Origin of the sequence: Amycolatopsis sp. NPDC101161 (genome assembly GCF_044768185.1) — a bacterium.
GTDB lineage: Bacteria > Actinomycetota > Actinomycetes > Mycobacteriales > Pseudonocardiaceae > Amycolatopsis.
This window is the reverse complement of record NZ_JBIWPI010000002.1, coordinates 1,161,061-1,178,321: the sequence shown is the minus strand read 5'-3', so window position 1 is coordinate 1,178,321 and position 17,261 is coordinate 1,161,061. Positions and strand designations below refer to the sequence as shown.

Sequence of the window (17,261 nt, the reverse complement as noted above, 5' to 3'; positions counted from 1 at the left end):
TTCTGCCGCGCGGCGCTCAGCCGAGCAGGTTCCGGGCCATCGCCGTCGTCACCGCGGCCGTCCGGTCCGACACGCCGAGCTTGCCGAACACCCGCAGCAGGTGCGTTTTGACCGTCGCCTCACTGATGTGCAGCGCCCGGCCGATGTCCGCGTTCGTCCCGCCCGTCGCGACCAGCCGCAGCACCTCGACCTCGCGCGCCGACAGCGGCTGCGGCTCCGGGTTGCGCACCCGGTTGACCAGCTTCCCGGCCACCGACGGCGCCAGTACCGTCTCCCCGCGCGAAGCGGCGCGGATCGCGTTCGCCAGTTCCGTGCGCGACGCGTCCTTCAGCAGGTAGCCCGACGCGCCCGCCTCGACCGCGCGCAGGATGTCCGCGTCCGTTTCGTACGTCGTCAGGACGACGATCCGGCGGCCCGGCTGGTCGCGCAGGATGCGTTTCGTCGCGCCGACGCCGTCCAGGCCCGGCATCCGCAGGTCCATCAGCACGACGTCCGGCCGCGCGACGCGGTCGAGCGCGACGGCTTCGTCGCCCGAGCCCGCCTCGCCGACCACCGTCAGGTCGGGTTCGGCTTCGAGCATGCCCCGGAGGCCTTCGCGGACGACCGGGTGGTCGTCGACGAGCATGACGCGGATCAAGCCGGCACCTCCAAGGTGAGTTCGGTGCCGCTCGGGCCACTCCGGACGCTCAGTGTGCCACCCACCTGCTCGGCCCGGGACCGCATGCCGCGCAGCCCGAACCCGCTGGCGCCGGCGGGGTCGAAGCCCACGCCGTCGTCCCGGACGGACAGCCGGACCGCGTCGTCCACAACGGACAGCCGCACCGACACCGACGACGCGGCCGCGTGCCGCCGGACGTTGTTCAGTGCCTCCTGCGCGCCCCGCAGCAGGACCACTTCGCCCGCCATGCCGATCGCCGGGAGGGCATCGTCCACTTCGTACCGGACGGACACCGCCGTCTCGTCCGCGAGCCGGTCGGCTTGGCGGCGGACGGCGTCCACAAGAGACCCCGAGGCGAGGTCGGCCGGGGCCAGCGCGGCGACCATCGCACGGGCCTCGGTGAGGTTGTCCCGCGCCGTGCGGGCGGCCAGCTCGGCGTGGCGCCGGGCCGCCGCCGGGTCGGTGTCCACTTCGGACTCGATGGCCTGGGCGAGCGTGACGATGCTGGTGAACCCCTGGGCCAGCGTGTCGTGGATCTCGCGCGCCAGCCGTTCGCGTTCGGCCGCCGTGCCCGCCTCGCGGGAGAGCCGGGCGACCTCGGCCTGGCTCTCCTCGAGCTTCGCGATCAGGTCCGCCCGCCCCCGGCTCTCCTCGATGACGTGCAGGATGAACTTGCCGGACAGGATCCCGAACACGACGAGGATCGCGGTCATCGGCAGCAGGATGTGCAGCGCCGGCCCCCGCAGCCCGTTGGCGGCGATCGAGGACAGCGGGCTCAGCACGATCACCGCCGACGTGAGCACCGCGGCCGGGCGGAACTCTAGCGTCGAGAACAGCAGCGGGCACACCATGAACAGGATGAAGCTGGACGTCGTGTTCGCGAACATCGCGACCGCGACCAGCGCGACGACGACCACCGCCAGCAGCCACCGCTGCTTCAGGTGGCCGTCGTCGCGCACTACCCGCCGTCCCCACAGCAGGTAGGCCAGCGCGAGCGCGGTCAGCGCCCCGACCGCGACGAGGGTGTGCACCGGATCGGCTTCGTCCAGCACCACCAGCGTCGTCGTGGCCAGGTACGCCACTGCGAAGAGGATTTCCCAGAGCCAGTTGAACCGGTCCCAGGCATCTTTCACTTCGTGTCGGTCCACCGGAACGTCAGCCGCGCCAGCACCGCGCCCGCCACGCACCAGATCCCCAGCACCAGCGCCACCCGCGGGAGCTCCCATGACCCAGCCATCTCCATCCTCACCGCGGCGTCCGGCAGGAACACCGACCGGAAACCCTGGCAGATCCACTTCAACGGGAAGAACGACGCGATGTCCACCATAACCTTGGGCAGGTTCGTGATCGGCGAGACGAACACGCCGGAGATGAACTGCAGCACCAGGTACAGCATCTGCACGATCGCGACGGCGCCGTTGGTCGACTTGGCCAGCGAGCTGATCGCGATGCCGAGCAGCGTGCACGAAACGATGCCGAGCGCGAACACCCAGAGCAGCGTCAGCCACTTGGCCGGATCGGACGGCAGCCGGAGTCCGAAGAGGAGCACGGCGACGGCGGACATCAGGACGGTCTGGGCCAGGCTGGACACCGCGACCAGCACCATCTTGCCGATGAAGTAGGACGCGGGTGGCATCGGCGTGCCGCGAAGGCGTTTGAGGGCACCGGTTTCGCGGTCGCCGGAGACGCCGGTCGCGATGCTGTTGAACGACGTCGAGACGATGCCGGAGCCGATCATCCCGGCCGCCAGCAGCTGCCCGGACGTGACGCCCGCGAGGGCGGTCGGACCGTCCAGGATGGACCCGAGCAGGATCATCAGGACCGCGGGCAGGGAGAAGGTGAAGACCACCTGTTCCTTGTGCCGGAAGAACTGCCGCAGCTCGGTGCCGCCTCGGGCCAGCCCGAGCGACAGCGGGCCGGGGAGGGTGAGCGTGGTCATGCCTTGTCTCCGATCAGGTCCAGGTAGATGTCCTCCAGGCTCGGCCTGGTCACCGTCAGCCCGGCGAGCTCCCTACCCCCAGCAGAGAGCTCGGTGACGAGCTTGGTCGGGTACGCGGTGCGCTCGACGTGCGCGCCGCGTTCGTCGGTCCACCGCACGGTCGCCTCGGCAGCGGCCCGGCCGCCGAGGTTCTGCGGCGTGTCCTGCGCGACGATCTCCCCGCGCGCGATCACCGCGACTCGGTCGGCGAGCGCCTCGGCCTCGTCGAGGTAGTGGGTGGTCAGCAGGATGGTCGTGCCCTCGGCGGCGAGGTCGCTGATCAGCTTCCAGAACTGCCGGCGCGCCTCCGGGTCGAAGCCGGTGGTCGGCTCGTCGAGGAAGAGCAGCTCGGGCCGCCCGATGATGCCGAGCGCGACGTCGACGCGGCGCCGCTGGCCGCCCGATAGCGACTTGACGCGGGCCTTCGCCTTCTCGGTGAGGCCGACCTTCTCGATGACCTCGTCGGGGTCGCGCGGGTCGGGGTAGTACTTCGCGAAGTGCCGGACGGTCTCGGCGACGCTCAGCTCGGCGGCGTCGTTGGCCGTCTGCAGGACGATGCCGATCTTCGACCGCCATGCGCGCCCGGCCTTGCCGGGGTCCTTGCCGAGCACGGTGACCTCGCCGGCGGTCCGCTGCCGGTGGCCTTCGAGGATCTCGACGGTGGTGGTCTTGCCGGCGCCGTTCGGGCCGAGCAGGGAGAACACCTCGCCCGCGGCGATGTCGAGGTCGAGCCCGGCCACCGCCAGGTGACCGGGGTACTGCTTGCGCAGGCCGCGCACGCTCACTGCTGTGGTCATGGCTCACAGCCTGGTCCCGCGGCGCCTTGATCGGGAGCAACGCTCAGCTGAATCCCGGTGTCCACCGTTCGGTGGACAGAGTCGTCAGCCGAGCCTGCTTGGTTCCACGGGAAACCGTGAAAACGCTGTCATACAAGCAAAAAATGAACTTTCGGTCACGCGGAACCGCCGCGAGGGTGAACGCAGCTATTGACAACTTGTCTAACATGACAGAATGTCTCACAAGTGGGTGACCGCCAGCGACGGTGTCCGCCTCTCCGTCACCATCGACGGCCGGGAAGACGGACCCACGGTCGTGCTCGTGCACGGCTACCCCGACAACAGCTCGATGTGGGGCGGGGTGGCCGCGTCGCTGACGGCGGACCACCGGGTCGTCACCTACGACGTCCGCGGGGCCGGACAGTCGGGCAAGCCGCCGGGACGCGCGTCCTACCGGCTGGACCAGCTGGCCGACGACCTGCGTGCGGTCGTCGAGGCGGTGCAGCCGGCCGGGAAGGTGCACCTGGTCGCGCACGACTGGGGCTCGATCCAGACCTGGCACGCCGTCACCGGCGACGCGCTGCGCGGCCGGGTCGCGTCCTACACGTCGATCTCCGGGCCGAGCCTCGACCACGCCGGCGCGTGGTTCCGCGCGCAGCTCACCCGCCCGACGCCGAAGCGGCTCAAGAACGCCCTGAGCCAGTTCCTGCACTCGTGGTACATCCTCGCGTTCCAGGTGCCGCTGATCCCGGACCTGCTGTGGCGCACCGGCCTGCTGGGCAAGCAGATCCAGCGCATGGAGCCCGACGCCGCGCCGCCGGACAAGTCCGACGGCCGCCACGGCCTCGAGCTCTACCGCGCCAACATGTTCACCCGGCTGTCCCGGCCCGCGCCGCGTGCCGTCGACGTCCCGGTGCAGGTGCTCGCGCCGACCGGCGACGCCTACGTCACGACGCCGCTGCAGACCGAGGTCGCGCGCTGGGTTCCCGACCTGCGGATCCGCCGGGTCGTCGGGACGCACTGGGTCACCCGCGCCAAGCCGGACGTGGTCGCCCGGGCCGCCGCCGAGCTGATCGAGTACGCCGAAACCGGCGCCGAGAGCCGCGGTCTGCGTCGGGCGCGGGTGGGAACCGGGCGGTTCGCGCACAAGCTGGTCGTTGTCACCGGCGCCGGCAGCGGCATCGGCCGGGCCACCGCGCTCGCTTTCGCCGCCGAGGGTGCCGACGTAATCGTCACCGACATCGACGCGTCCAGCGCCGCGGAAACCTTGAAGCTGCTGGAAGACCACGGCGTCGCCGAGTACACAGTGGACTCTTCGGACGGCGAAGCCGTGCACCGCTTCGCCCGCGATGTGCGCGAGAACCACGGCGTCCCGGACATCGTGGTCAACAACGCCGGGATCGGCATGTCCGGCCCGTTCCTCGACACGTCCGTCGAAGACTGGGAACGCGTCATCGACGTCAACCTCTGGGGCGTCATCCACGGTTGCCGCGCGTTCGCGCCGATGCTCGCCGAACGCGCCGAGGGCGGCCAGATCGTCAACCTCGCTTCGGCGGCGGCCTACCTGCCGTCGAAGATCCTCACCGCGTACGCGACGACGAAGTCCGCCGTGCTGACGTTGAGCGTCTGCCTGCGCGCCGAGCTGGCCGAACACCACATCGGCGTCACGGCGGTGTGCCCGGGCATCGTCAAGACGAACATCACGAACACGACGACGTTCGTCGGGGTTTCCGAAGAGGAACAACGCCGGCGTCAGAAGGAAAGCTCGAAGCTCTACGCCCGGCGCGGGTTCGGCCCGGAAGGCGTCGCGCGCGACATCCTGCGGGCCGTGGAGAAGGACACCGCGATCGCACCGTCCACCCCGGAGGCGAAGGCCGCGCTGGTCCTTTCGCGACTGACGCCGGGGCTGTTGCGGGCGGCGGCGAAGCTGGACCTGACGCCGTGAGCCGGCCGCGGCGGATGTCGCCGCAGGCCCGTCGCGACGACCTGATCCGGGCCGCGCTCGACCTGTTCGGCTCACGGGCGCCGGAGCTGGTGACCGTGGACGACATCGTCGGGCGCGCCGAGGTGTCGCGGCCGCTGTTCTACCGGTACTTCTCCAGCCTGCGTGAACTGCAGGTCGAGGCGCTGCGCACGGTCACCGTCGGGCTCATCGACGGTCTGGCCGGGCTCGAGGAGGGACCGCCGGAGACCCGGCTCAAAGCAGCCGTCCGCGGCCTGATCGACGTTGCCGACCACTACCGCGCGGGCTACATCGCGTTGCTGCGCAGCGGATCCGTGATCGCGACGTCCGAAACGGACGCGGCGATCGACGAGGTCCGCAACCGCGCGGTGGCCCTGATCCTGGACGCCCTCGGCGTCGAGGATCCTTCGCCGCTGCTGTCCCTGACCCTGCGCTGCTGGACGGCGGTCGTCGAAGGTGCCCTGCTGAGCTGGCTCCAGGAACGCACGGTCCCGCGTGAGCACCTCGACACCTGGCTCGTCGACCAGCTCACCGCGATGCTCGACGCGACCGCGAAACACGAAACGGCCGGCACCCTGAAGGCACCGGCCGTCTCGTGAACAGCGTCAGTGCTTGGTGACCAGTTCCCAGCCCTCGACGTCTTCCGGGGTCCGCGGTGCCGGGCCGACGTACTTGGCCGACGGCCGCACCAGACGTCCGGTGCGCTTCTGCTCGAGGATGTGCGCGGCCCAGCCGGCGGTGCGCGCCGAGCTGAACATCGCGGGCATCATGTGCGGCGGGACCTGGGCGAAGTCCAGGATGACGGCGGCCCAGAACTCGACGTTCGTCTCGATCGGGTGGTCCGGGCGCCGCTCGCGCAGCTCCTTCAGCGCCGCCTGCTCCAGCGCGGCGGCCGCCTCGTAGCGGGCCGCGCCCAGCTCCTTGCACGTGCGGCGCAGCACGCGCGCCCGCGGGTCTTCGGCCCGGTAGACGCGGTGCCCGAAGCCCATCAGGCGCTCCTTGCGGTCGAGGATGCCCTTGACCAGGCCCGCCGGGTCGCCGGTGCGCTCGACCTCTTCGATCATCGGCAGGACGCGCGCCGGGGCGCCGCCGTGCAGCGGGCCCGACATCGCGCCGATGGCGCCGGACATGGCCGCCGCGACGTCCGCGCCGGTGGAGGCGATGACGCGGGCGGTGAAGGTCGACGCGTTGAGGCCGTGCTCGGCCGCCGACACCCAGTAGGCGTCCAGCGCCTTGACGTGCGCCGGGTCGGGCTCGCCGCGCCAGCGGATCAGGAACCGCTCGGTGATCGAGTGGGCCTCGTCGACGCGGGTCTGCGGCACGGCCGGCTGGCCGATGCCGCGGGCCGACTGCGCGACGTAGGAGAGGGCCATCACCGAGGCGCGGGCCAGCTGCTCGCGGGCCTCTTCGTCGGTGATGTCGAGCAGCGGGCGGTAGCCCCAGATCGGCGCGAGCATGGCCAGCGCGGCCTGGACGTCCACCCGGACGTCGCCGGTGTGCACCGGCAGCGGGAAGGGCTCGGCGGGCGGCAGGCCGTGGCCGAACCGGCCGTCCACGAGGAGGCCCCATACGTCACCGAAGGTCACCTTGCCGGCGAGGTCCTCGATGTCGACGCCGCGGTAGCGCAGCGCACCGCCGTCCCGGTCGGGTTCGGCGATCTCGGTGTGGAAGGCGACGACGCCTTCCAGTCCCGGTCGGAAGCCGTCGTCGGGTTGGCCGGACGGCTGTGGCTTGCTGATCGTGGAGGTAGTCACTGTTTCGCGGAACCTTTCGGTGCGCTTTTTTCCCCGTCTTGGTGGTGGTGCTCGCGCGGACGGAATAGCGCACGGAAAGCGCGCACCATCGCACGGATGGATAGACCTTGCTCCCTCGATCGCCGGGGGGCAATCGAAAGAAGCGGTGGTTTCGGTCACGATTACGAGAACGATTCAGTCACCGAAGCCGTCCGACCGGAGAATTTTCACCACTCAGTGTGACGAAGCCCAGGTTAAAGGTATGTTTCCGAACCAGGCGCGGCCGTGGTCCGGGTGATAGACCTAGCTCATGCACCTCAGCCCGCAGGAGCGCGACAAGCTGCTCGTCCACGTGGCGGCCGACGTCGCGCGGAAGCGGCTGGACCGCGGCGTCCGGCTGAACTACCCGGAAGCGGTCGCGCTGATCACCGACCACGTCCTCGAAGGGGCCCGCGACGGGCGCACGGTCAGCGAGCTCGTGGCCAGCGGCCGGACCGTGCTCTCCCGGGCGCAGGTGCTCGACGGCGTGCCCGAAATGGTGGACTCGGTGCAGGTGGAGGCCACTTTCCCGGACGGCACGAAGCTCGTCACCGTGCATGACCCGATCGTGTGAAGGCGGACGGATGCACCCAGGTGAGATCATTCCCGGCGACGAGCCGGTCGAGCTGAACCCCGGCCGCCCGCGCGTCCGGCTGCCCGTGCGCAACCTCGGCGACCGGCCGGTCCAGGTCGGCTCGCACTACCACTTCGCCGCGGTGAACCCCGGCCTCGAATTCGACCGCGACGCCGCCCGCGGCCACCGGCTGGACGTCCCGGCGGGGACGTCGGTGCGCTTCGAACCCGGCGTCGAACGGGAAGTCGATCTTGTTCCGCTCGCCGGCGCGCGCCGCGTTCCGGGTCTGCGGTCCGAATTTTCGGGAGACTTCTGAAATGCCGCAGATCGACCGCGAGCGCTACGCCGAGCTGTTCGGCCCGACCACCGGCGACCGGATCCGGCTCGCCGACACCGACCTGCTGATCGAGGTCACCGAGGATCGCTCGATGGGGGCCGGCGGCTCCGGCGACGAGGTGCTCTTCGGCGGCGGCAAGGTCATCCGCGAGTCGATGGGCCAGGGCATGGCGACCCGCGCCGAGGGCGCGCCCGACCTGGTCATCACCGGCGCGGTGATCCTCGACCACTGGGGCGTCGTCAAGGCCGACGTCGGCGTGCGCGACGGCCGGATCGTCGGCATCGGCAAAGCGGGCAACCCGGACACGATGGACGGCGTCGACCCGGCCCTGGTCATCGGGCCGTCGACGGAGGTCCTGGCCGGCAACGGCAAGATCCTCACCGCGGGCGGCATCGACTGCCACGTCCACTTCATCTGCCCGCAGCTCGTCGACACGGCGCTGGCCGCGGGACTGACCACTTTGGTCGGCGGCGGGACCGGTCCGAACGAGGGCACCAAGGCCACGACCGTCACGCCCGGCGCGTGGAACCTCGGCCGGATGCTGTCCGCCATGGACGGTTACCCCGTCAACGTCCTCTTGCTGGGCAAGGGGAACACGGTCCGGCACGAGGCGCTGCGCGAGCAGCTCGCGGCCGGCGCGGGCGGCTTCAAGCTGCACGAGGACTGGGGCACGACGCCGGCGGCGATCGACGCCTGCCTGACCATCGCCGACGAGGCCGGCGTCCAGGTCGCGATCCACACGGACACGCTGAACGAAGCCGGCTTCCTGGAGTCCACTGTGGACGCCATCGGCGGGCGTTCGATCAACGCGTACCACACCGAGGGCGCCGGCGGCGGGCACGCGCCGGACATCATCGAGGTCGTTTCGCTGCCGAACGTGCTGCCGTCGTCGACCAACCCGACCCGGCCGCACACCGTCAACACGCTCGACGAGCACCTCGACATGCTGGTCGTCTGCCACCACCTCAACCCGTCGGTGCCGGAGGACCTCGCGTTCGCCGAGAGCCGGATCCGGCCGTCGACCATCGCCGCCGAAGACGTGCTGCACGACTTGGGCGCCATCTCGATGATGAGCTCGGACTCGCAGGCGATGGGCCGGATCGGCGAGGTGATCATCCGGACGTGGCAGACCGCGCACGTGATGAAACGCCGTCGCGGCGCGCTGCCCGGCGACGGCGCGGCCGACAACCTGCGCGCTCGTCGTTACGTCGCCAAGTACACGATCAACCCGGCCATCGCGCACGGCATGGAGACCGAAATCGGCTCGGTCGAGGTCGGCAAGCTCGCCGACCTCGTCCTGTGGGAGCCGAAGTTCTTCGGCGTCCGCCCGCACGTCGTACTGAAGGGTGGGTTCCCGGCGTGGGCGGCGATGGGCGACGCGAACGCGTCCATCCCGACGCCGCAGCCGGTCATGGCGCGCCCCATGTTCGGGGCGAACATCGGGGCGGCGCTGAGCCTGCACTTCGTCGCACCGTCCGCTTTGGACAGCGGGCTGCGTGAGACGTTCGGCATCACGCGGCCGCTGGTCGCCGTGTCGAACATGCGCGGGCGGACCAAGGCGGACATGGTGCTCAACGACGCCACCCCGGACGTCCGCGTCGAGCCGGACAGCTTCGCCGTGCACGTCGACGGCGAGCTGATCGAGCCGCAGCCGGTGACGGAACTGCCGATGGCCCAACGGTACTTCCTCTTTTGATGGGCAGTGTCTGATGGACCTTTCGGCGCTGATCCTCGCGGACTCCCGCTTCCCCGGCGGCGGGCACGTCCACAGTGGCGGGTTGGAGGAAGTCGTCTCGCGGCGGCTGGTGACGTCCGTGCGCGACCTGCCGGGGTTCCTTTCCGGACGGTTGCGGACGGCGGGGTTCCTCGCCGCGGTTTTCGCTGCCGCCTCCGCGCACGCCGCGGCGCGCTCCGTCCTTTCCGGACACTGGTCCCTTCTCGACGTCGAGTTGGACGCTCGAACTCCTTCGCTCGCGCAACGAGAGGCGTCGCGGGCGCAAGGGCGGGGGACCGCTCGCGCCGGACGGATCGCCTGGCCGTCTCCCGTTCTGGAGGCGTTGCTGGCCGAGACGCCGCGGCCCCACCACCCTGTGATGCTCGGCGCCCTCGTCGGCGTCGCGGGCGGGTCGCCGTACGACGCCGCGATGGCTGTCGCATACCTGTCGGTCAGCGGGCCGGCGAGCGCGGCGGTGCGGCTGCTGGGTCTGGATCCCTTCGCGGTCAACGCCGTCGTGGCGCGGCTGGACCTCGCTTCGGTTTGTTCGGACGCGGCCGCGGTGGCGGGGGACGACCCGGCGTCGCTGCCCTCGCCGGGGTCGCCCGCGTTGGATCTGTTCGCCGAGGCCCACGCCCGGCACCACCAGGAAGAGGTGCGTCTCTTTGCCAGCTGAAGGCCACGGCCACGGACACTTCCACGAGGTCAACTTCGACCCGACGGCCGCCGAACCCGACCACTACGACGCCGCGCCGACGGCCGGGCGCGCGTACCGCATCGGCATCGGCGGCCCGGTGGGTTCGGGCAAGACGGCGCTGACCGCGGCGCTGTGCCGCGCCCTCGGTGACGAGGTCAACCTCGCCGTCGTCACGAACGACATCTACACGACCGAGGACGCGGACTTCCTGCGTCGCGCCGGAGTTCTGGACCCGGCGCGGATCGAGGCGGTCCAAACGGGAGCGTGCCCGCACACGGCGATCCGCGACGACATCACCGCGAACCTCGACGCGGTCGAGCGCCTGGAAGAGAAGTTCCCGGGCCTGGACCTGGTGATCATCGAGAGCGGCGGCGACAACCTGACGGCGGTGTTCAGCCGCGGTCTGGCCGACAGCCAGATCTTCGTGGTGGACGTGGCGGGCGGCGACAAGGTGCCGCGCAAGGGCGGCCCCGGCGTCACGACGGCGGACCTGCTGGTGATCAACAAGATCGACATCGCGCACCTGGTGAACGCGGACATGGCGGTGATGACGTCGGACGCGCACCGGATGCGCGGGGAGCTCCCGGTGATCACGCAGTCCCTTGTGGACACCCCGGACGCGCCGGCGGTGGCCGACTGGGTGCGTTCCCTGCTGTGAAGGCCCACGCCCGCTTGACGGCGTGCTTCGACGGGACGCGCACGGTGCTGCGTGAACTGCGGTCGATGGCGCCGTTGACGTTGTTCCCCCGCCGCGGCCGCGGTCCGGCGGCGGTGGTCCACCTGGTCAACTCGGCGACGTCCCCGCTGGGCGGCGACGACCTGCTGCTCACGGTGCGAGTGGGGCCGGGGGCTTCGCTCCGGTTGTCCGGCGTGGCGGCGACGCTGGCGCTGCCCGGTCTCCACGGTGAGTCGTCCTTGTCCACAGTGGACGTATCGGTCGCCGAAGGTGGGTCGCTGGAGTACCTGCCGGAGCCGACGGTGATCACGTCCCGGGCTCGGCACTCGGCGGTGTTCCGCGCCTCGCTGGCGTCGGATGCCTACCTGCACACGCGGGAGGTGCTGGTCCTCGGGCGGACGGGTGAGCGTCCGGGCTCGCTGACGACTTCCCTTGAGGTGACACGGGATTCCGTGCCGGTGCTGCGTCAGACGCTGTCGATCGGCTCGGGTCTGGACGGGAGCCTGGCGGTGCTGGCGGGCCGCCGGGTGCTGGCGTCGGACTTGGTGGTCGGCGGGCCGGAGCTGCCGGCGGCATCGGGCGAGTGGTGGTCGCGCAGCCCGCTCGCCGCCGGTGGCTCGCTGGTGACTTCGCTGGCTCCGGATGCCGTGGCGGCGATGAAGGGGCTGACGGAGGCCGGGGCCGCGGCGTTCTGAGCAGCCCCCGTTTTCCACGCTACCGGGAGGGACCGACAGTTTCGGGTGGGTCGCGCCGCTCGCCGGGGACGGACCCCCTGCGTCCGTCCCCGGCGAGCGGAACTCTCAGAACTTCGTGCCCAGCCAGGTCATCGCCACCGGGCCGCCGACCGACACCCCGCCGATGTGTTCCAGCAGCGGGAACTCCTGCCACGTCACCTTCGCGCCGGCCGCCTCCCACCGGTCCCGCAACGCCGTCCCCACGCCGAACGGGATCAGCTCGTCCAATGTCGCGTGGTACAGGAACACCGGCATCGAAGGGGCCGTCGTCCCCAGGTAGTTCTGCGCCAGCCGAGCCTGCCAGCGCGGGTCGTGGATCGGGTCCGGCACCGTCACGAAGTCCGTCAAGTGCGCGAACGGCGCCGCCGCACCCAGTTCCACCGTGCACGCCCGGGACACCCGGGCCACCGCCTCGCGGCCGCGGTCGTTCAGGATCGACGCGAACGGGACGTCCGGGTACGCCGCCGCGAAACCCGTTGCCGCGCCCAGCACCAGGCCGAACGCCGCGCCGCCGTCGTTCGCGGCGAAGACCGCGTTCAGGTCCGCCGGGACCCCGCCCGCCGCCACGCCGACCACGTTCACCGACGGCGCGTACGACGCCTGCAGCTCCGCCGCCCACGCCGCCGACTGGCCGCCCTGCGAATAGCCGAACACGCCCACCGGGCCGGACGGCGACAACCCCGCCCCCGGCACCGAAACGGCCGCCCGCGCCGCGTCCAGCACCGCCCGGCCCTCCGACTGGCCCACCGCGTACGTGTGCGTCCCCGGCGTCCCGAGCCCCTCGTAGTCCGTCACGACCACCGCCCAGCCCTGCGACAACGCCTGGGCCAGCAACGCGCTTTCGTTCTCGACGCCGTGCGCCAGCAAGTTCGACGGCGCGCACTGGTCGCCGAGCCCGTGCGTCCCGACCGCGTACGTGATCAGCGGACGCGGGCCGCCGCGCACCCACGGCGTCGGCGGCACCAGCAGCGTTCCGGAGACCGCGTCCGGCGCGCCCGTCGCCGACGTCGAGCGGTACAGCAGGTGCCACGCCCGGACCGGCGCGGGGAGCGGGCCGACGGACACCGTCGTCGGCTGCGCGGACAGGAGGACACCGGGATCCGCGTGCGCCGCGGGGGTGAGCACCGCGAAAAACAGGGTGACGGCGACCAGCAACCGACGAAGCACCGTTGCCTCCGGCTCTTTGGTAATCGAGATTTTCACAAAGTAGCCAGCCCGGTAGGATCTGGCAATCCCTCAGAAGGAGGAGACAACCGGTGGCTCGCACGTACGGCGGCGTCGCACCCGAACAACGTCGCGCCGATCGCCGCGAGCGGCTGCTCACGGCCGGGCTCGAGCTGTTCACCTCCGCCGGTTTCCGGCACACGAAGATCACCGAGGTGTGCGGCCGCGCCGGCGTCTCGACGCGGAACTTCTACGAGGAGTTCACCGGTAAGGAGGACGTGCTGCGCACCCTCCACGACCGGATCAACAGCCTCGCCCTCGACCACGTCACCGCGGCGCTCGACAAGGTCGCCGACGCCGACGCGATGACCCGCATCGCGACGCTGCTGGACGTCTTCATCGACACCGTCACCGTCGACCCGCGGCTGCCGCGCCTCAACTACGTCGAAGCCGTTGGCGTCAGCGCGGAGCTCGAGGAACAGCACCAGGTGTGGGTCGACCGCTGGGCGGCGTTCATCGAGACGGAGGCGCGGCGCGCGGCCGAACACGGCGTCGCCCCCGACCGCGACTACCGGCTGACGGCGATCGCCCTGGTCGGCGCGGCCACCGGGCTGCTGCGCGAGTGGCAGGCGCACGAGCCGCCGCTGCCGGTCGAGGACGTCGGCGCGGAACTGCGCGCGCTGATGCTGGCCGCCATCATGCGGCCGGAAAAGATCTTGGAAATCCCGGGCAACCCCGGCGGGGCCTCGAACGTGAAGGAGTCGAGCCGGGAGGGGGACCCGGGGGGAAGCCGGCTCACGTGAGGGCCCTTTCCCGGCCGGGGAGGCCGGGAAAGGGCCCGCACGGACTCTCTAGGAGGCGCGGACCGTCGGCAAGCCGAGCGACACCGGGCCCGCCTGCTGGCACATGTCGTGGCAGGTGTTGTCCAGCGTGCAGCACAGTGAGCAGATGGGGCCGTCCTGCTTCGCGCAGTCGGCGACGTCGGGGAGCTCGTACGGGTCGCCGCAGACCGAGCAGGTGTGCGTCGCCAGCAGGTCGACGTCGATCCCCGGCCCGGCGACCGTGTTCTCCCGCGCCAGGTAGTACTTCCCGCGCGTCGCCACCGCGAGCGTCGGCACCAGCACGATCGCGATGACCAGCGCGAGCAGCGGGCTGAACGCGGCGAGGAACGGCCCGAACGCGCCGAAGTACGCCACGATCGACACCGCCGACGCGACGACCATCGAGCCGAACCCGACCGGGTTGATCTTGTGCAGGTAAGCCCGCTTGAACTCGATGTAGCGCGGCGAGAGCCCGAGCGGCTTCGCGATCACCAGGTCGGCGCAGACCGCGCCGATCCACGCGATCGCGACGTTCGAGTAGAAGCCCAGGATCTTGTTGAGGAACCCGAACGCGCCGAACTCCATCAGCGCCAGCGCGATCCCGCAGTTGACCAGCACGTACCAGACGCGGCCGGGGTGCTTGTGCAGCACGCGGGAGAAGAAGTTCGCGAACGACAGCGAGCCCGAGTACGCGTTCGTCGTGTTGATCTTGATCTGCGAGACGACGACGAACAGCGCGGCGAACGTCAGCGCCACCGGGCCGAGCGCCGGTTTCACCGCTTCGAGGTACGGCGCGATCGGCTCCAGCGCGTGCGTCTTCCCGACGACGCCGAGCGCGAGGAACGCCAGGAGCGCGCCGCCGATCTGCTTCGCGGCGCCGAGGATCACCCAGCCGGGGCCGGCGGCGAGCACCGCGGCCCACCACGACCGCTTGTTCTCCGCCGTCTTCTCGGGCATGAACCGCAGGTAGTCGGCCTGCTCGCCGATCTGCCCGATCAGCGACAGCGCGACGCCCATGCCGAGCCCGAACCCGATCGCGGAGAACCCGGAGCCGGTGCCCTCGGTACCGCCGAAGTGCGCGAACTCGGCGAACTTGCCCGGCTCCCGGACCAGCACGACGACGAACGGCAGCACCAGCCCGGCGATCCACAGCGGCTGCGTCCAGGTCTGCATCTTCGCGACCGCGCCCATGCCGTAGAGCGCGAAGGGCAGCACGATGAGCGTCGCGAGCAGGTAGCCGATGGGCAGCGGGATGCCGAGCGCGAGCTCGAACGCCTGGCCCATGATCGAGCCTTCGAGCGAGAAGAAGATGACGGTGAAGCTCGCGTAGACGAGCGACGTCAGCGTCGACCCGAAGTAGCCGAAGCCGGCTCCGCGGGTCAGCAGGTCCATGTCCACTCCGGACTTCGCGCAGGCGGCCGCGATGGGCACGCCGGTCACGAAGATGACGACGGCCGCGGCGAGGATCGCCAGCACGCCGGAGGTGAAGCCGTAGGAGAGGACGATGCTGGCGCCGATCGCGAAGTCGGCGAGGTAGGCGATGCCGCCCAGCGCCGTCGTCGCGACCACGAACGGTGACCATTTCCGGAACGAATGAGCGGCGAAGCGCAGTGAGTAGTCCTCGCGGTTTTCGTTCGCCGCGAGCGGGGCGTACCGGCGTTCCGGGGGAGCGGTTTCTTCGGCGTTCGACAGGGTGTCGGTCATGCCTGCCTCCGGGTGGTGGGGAACGGGCCGAAGGTAGAGCCGGGCTGTATCGATCCTGGTCCAGCGGGTAACGCACGGGTTACAGCTTGTTGTCCAGTGGTTACGGCCTGGCGTGGCGGGTGTCACCGTTCAGTGGGTTCCGCCGCAGCTCGCGAGGCCCTAACGTGCCTAGAGCCGAAGTCGACTGATGCCCCGACCGGGCGTGGAGGTTTGGCGATGATGCCGGAGATCGAAGACGCCGTGGTTCGCTTGCCCGGGATGCGGGTGGCGTACGACGGTGCCGCGTTCGACGAATCCGCCCTGGCGGCCACCTGGACCGATCAGCTGCAGGGCTGGCTGAACCAGGCCGTCGCCGCCGGGATCGCCGAACCGAACGCGATGGTGCTGGCGACGGCGGACGCCGAAGGCCGGCCGTCGTCCCGGACGGTGCTGTGCAAGGGCCTCGACGACCGCGGCGTGGTGTTCTACACGAACTACACGTCGTCGAAGAGCCACGACCTGACGGCGACGCGCTACGCGTCGGTGACGTTCCCCTGGTACGCACTGCACCGCCAGGTCCACGTGCGCGGCGAGGTCGAGAAGGTCGGCGTCAAGGAGACGGCGGAGTACTGGGCCCAGCGCCCGCGCGGCTCGCAGCTGGGGGCCTGGGCGTCCCCGCAGTCCCGTGTGGTCGATGGCCGGCGCGCGTTGGACAACGCGTTGAGCGGAATCGAGCGCCGGTTCGCCGACGTCGAGCAGATCCCGGCCCCGCCCCACTGGGGCGGCTGGCGGATCCGGCCGGACCTGGTGGAGTTTTGGCAGGGCCGCGAGGACCGCATGCACGACCGGCTCCGGTACGTACGGAACGACGACGGGTGGAACATCGAGCGCGTCGCTCCCTGAGTTTGTGCACAGCCGCGGCCGTGATGTGGGTGACCATGTCGCGGCCGCGGCTTTTTGGGATTTTCTTGGGGGCTTTCGGTGAGCCGGTGGTGGCTCGGTTGGCTGTCCACAGGCTGTTCGTGATGTGGATGGACGTGGGGCTCACCTGCGGTTTTCCGGCTTTTTGTCGGGTGGTGCCGATACGCTGAAAGCGGGGGGCTCCCCCAGGGAGGGAGGGCTCTGCTCGGCGGGGCTGCTCGGCGGGGCTGCTCGGCGGGAGCCGCGCAACGGGACCGTTCGGCGGGCTCGGCGGAGGAATCGCTCGGCGGGAGCCGCGGGGTCCGGGAGCCGGTTGGTAGGGCCTCGCCTTGGGAGTTGTTCGGCAGGACGGAGTGCCCTGGAAACCGCGGGGCCGGGATCGCGTGCCTTGGGAGTCGCTCGCGTGGGATCGCGGGCCTGGGAACTGCTCGGTGGGGACCGCCCGTCGGGAGTTGCTCGCTCGGGACCCCAGGCCGGAGAGCCGTTCGGCGGGAGCCACTCCTTGGGAGTCGCTCGCTTGGGACCGGGGCCGAGGAGCCGCTGGAGTCACTCCTTCGGAGTCGCTCGCTCGGTGCCGTGGGCCTGGGAGTCGCTGGGCGGGGACCACTCTTCGGGAGTCGCTCGGTCGGGACCGTGGCCTGGGAGCCGCTTGGTGGGAGCCACTCCTCAGGAGTTGCTCGGTTGGGACCGCAGGCCAGGGAGTCGCTGGGCGGGGACCACTCTTCGGGAGTCGCTCGGTCGGGACCGTGGCCTGGGAGCCGCTTGGTGGGAGCCACTCCTCAGGAGTTGCTCG

Annotated in this window: 17 protein-coding genes; 10 read left to right on the top strand and 7 right to left on the bottom strand. The window is 70.8% G+C overall.

Going from position 1 to position 17,261, the window contains the following annotated elements; genetic code table 11:
• Positions 1–16 precede the first annotated feature (16 nt).
• Genes ACIRSS_RS16790 through ACIRSS_RS16775 form a run of 4 tightly spaced genes read right to left on the bottom strand, consistent with a single transcriptional unit; the run spans position 17 to position 3,433 of the window.
• Positions 17–637, bottom strand: coding sequence for a response regulator (locus tag ACIRSS_RS16790; protein WP_400895603.1), 621 nt, complete (start codon positions 635–637; stop codon positions 17–19).
• A complete protein-coding gene (locus ACIRSS_RS16785) occupies positions 634–1,791 on the bottom strand; it encodes a sensor histidine kinase (protein WP_400895601.1) in 1,158 nt (385 codons plus the stop codon). The genes ACIRSS_RS16790 and ACIRSS_RS16785 overlap by 4 nt, the downstream gene beginning before the upstream one ends.
• The gene (locus ACIRSS_RS16780) at positions 1,788–2,597 is read right to left on the bottom strand and encodes an ABC transporter permease (RefSeq protein ID WP_400895599.1); all 810 of its coding nucleotides are present in this window, start codon (positions 2,595–2,597) and stop codon (positions 1,788–1,790) included. The genes ACIRSS_RS16785 and ACIRSS_RS16780 overlap by 4 nt, the downstream gene beginning before the upstream one ends.
• A complete protein-coding gene (locus tag ACIRSS_RS16775) occupies positions 2,594–3,433 on the bottom strand; it encodes an ABC transporter ATP-binding protein (protein WP_400895597.1) in 840 nt (279 codons plus the stop codon). Before ACIRSS_RS16775 ends, ACIRSS_RS16780 begins: the two co-directional genes overlap by 4 nt.
• Positions 3,434–3,662: 229 nt before the next feature.
• On the opposite strand from ACIRSS_RS16775, the gene ACIRSS_RS16770 reads away from it, so the two are divergent.
• Together ACIRSS_RS16770 and ACIRSS_RS16765 are read left to right on the top strand one after the other, a co-directional pair.
• Positions 3,663–5,357: an SDR family oxidoreductase gene (locus ACIRSS_RS16770; protein ID WP_400897504.1), complete on the top strand. Its 1,695-nt coding sequence runs from the start codon at positions 3,663–3,665 to the stop codon at positions 5,355–5,357.
• 14 nt (positions 5,358–5,371) lie between these two features.
• Positions 5,372–5,974, top strand: coding sequence for a TetR/AcrR family transcriptional regulator (locus ACIRSS_RS16765; protein ID WP_400897502.1), 603 nt, complete (start codon positions 5,372–5,374; stop codon positions 5,972–5,974).
• Between the two features lie 6 nt (positions 5,975–5,980).
• On the opposite strand, the gene ACIRSS_RS16760 is transcribed toward ACIRSS_RS16765, so the two are convergent.
• On the bottom strand, positions 5,981–7,129 hold the full coding sequence (locus ACIRSS_RS16760; protein WP_400895594.1) for a citrate synthase 2: 1,149 nt from the start codon (positions 7,127–7,129) through the stop codon (positions 5,981–5,983).
• 289 nt (positions 7,130–7,418) lie between these two features.
• On the opposite strand from ACIRSS_RS16760, the gene ACIRSS_RS16755 reads away from it, so the two are divergent.
• From ACIRSS_RS16755 to ACIRSS_RS16730, 6 genes are read left to right on the top strand one after another with little or no spacing between them, the layout of a single operon-like run.
• On the top strand, positions 7,419–7,721 hold the full coding sequence (locus ACIRSS_RS16755) for an urease subunit gamma (protein WP_086680249.1): 303 nt from the start codon (positions 7,419–7,421) through the stop codon (positions 7,719–7,721).
• Between the two features lie 10 nt (positions 7,722–7,731).
• Complete coding sequence (locus tag ACIRSS_RS16750) at positions 7,732–8,037, top strand: urease subunit beta (protein WP_400895592.1); 306 nt, start codon at positions 7,732–7,734, stop codon at positions 8,035–8,037.
• A 1-nt stretch (position 8,038) separates the two neighbouring features.
• Positions 8,039–9,754 carry an urease subunit alpha gene (locus ACIRSS_RS16745; RefSeq protein ID WP_400895590.1) on the top strand — a complete coding sequence of 572 codons (1,716 nt, stop codon included), beginning with the start codon at positions 8,039–8,041 and terminating at the stop codon, positions 9,752–9,754.
• 13 nt (positions 9,755–9,767) lie between these two features.
• Complete coding sequence (locus ACIRSS_RS16740; protein WP_400895588.1) at positions 9,768–10,448, top strand: urease accessory protein UreF; 681 nt, start codon at positions 9,768–9,770, stop codon at positions 10,446–10,448.
• Complete coding sequence (gene ureG, locus ACIRSS_RS16735) at positions 10,438–11,127, top strand: urease accessory protein UreG (RefSeq protein WP_400895586.1); 690 nt, start codon at positions 10,438–10,440, stop codon at positions 11,125–11,127. The genes ACIRSS_RS16740 and ureG overlap by 11 nt, the downstream gene beginning before the upstream one ends.
• The gene (locus tag ACIRSS_RS16730) at positions 11,124–11,840 is read left to right on the top strand and encodes an urease accessory protein UreD (RefSeq protein ID WP_400895584.1); all 717 of its coding nucleotides are present in this window, start codon (positions 11,124–11,126) and stop codon (positions 11,838–11,840) included. The genes ureG and ACIRSS_RS16730 overlap by 4 nt, the downstream gene beginning before the upstream one ends.
• Positions 11,841–11,945: 105 nt before the next feature.
• Here the strand turns inward: ACIRSS_RS16730 and ACIRSS_RS16725 are convergent, their stop codons facing one another.
• The gene (locus ACIRSS_RS16725) at positions 11,946–13,046 is read right to left on the bottom strand and encodes a lipase family protein (RefSeq protein ID WP_400895581.1); all 1,101 of its coding nucleotides are present in this window, start codon (positions 13,044–13,046) and stop codon (positions 11,946–11,948) included.
• Between the two features lie 89 nt (positions 13,047–13,135).
• Here ACIRSS_RS16725 and ACIRSS_RS16720 point away from each other — a divergent pair, with 89 nt between their 5' ends.
• Positions 13,136–13,846, top strand: a complete 711-nt coding sequence (locus ACIRSS_RS16720) for a TetR/AcrR family transcriptional regulator (protein WP_400895579.1) — start codon at positions 13,136–13,138, stop codon at positions 13,844–13,846.
• 48 nt (positions 13,847–13,894) lie between these two features.
• Here the strand turns inward: ACIRSS_RS16720 and ACIRSS_RS16715 are convergent, their stop codons facing one another.
• On the bottom strand, positions 13,895–15,568 hold the full coding sequence (locus ACIRSS_RS16715) for a purine-cytosine permease family protein (protein WP_400895576.1): 1,674 nt from the start codon (positions 15,566–15,568) through the stop codon (positions 13,895–13,897).
• A gap of 216 nt (positions 15,569–15,784) precedes the next feature.
• On the opposite strand from ACIRSS_RS16715, the gene pdxH reads away from it, so the two are divergent.
• The gene (gene pdxH, locus ACIRSS_RS16710; RefSeq protein WP_400895574.1) at positions 15,785–16,450 is read left to right on the top strand and encodes a pyridoxamine 5'-phosphate oxidase; all 666 of its coding nucleotides are present in this window, start codon (positions 15,785–15,787) and stop codon (positions 16,448–16,450) included.
• Positions 16,451–17,261 lie beyond the last annotated feature (811 nt).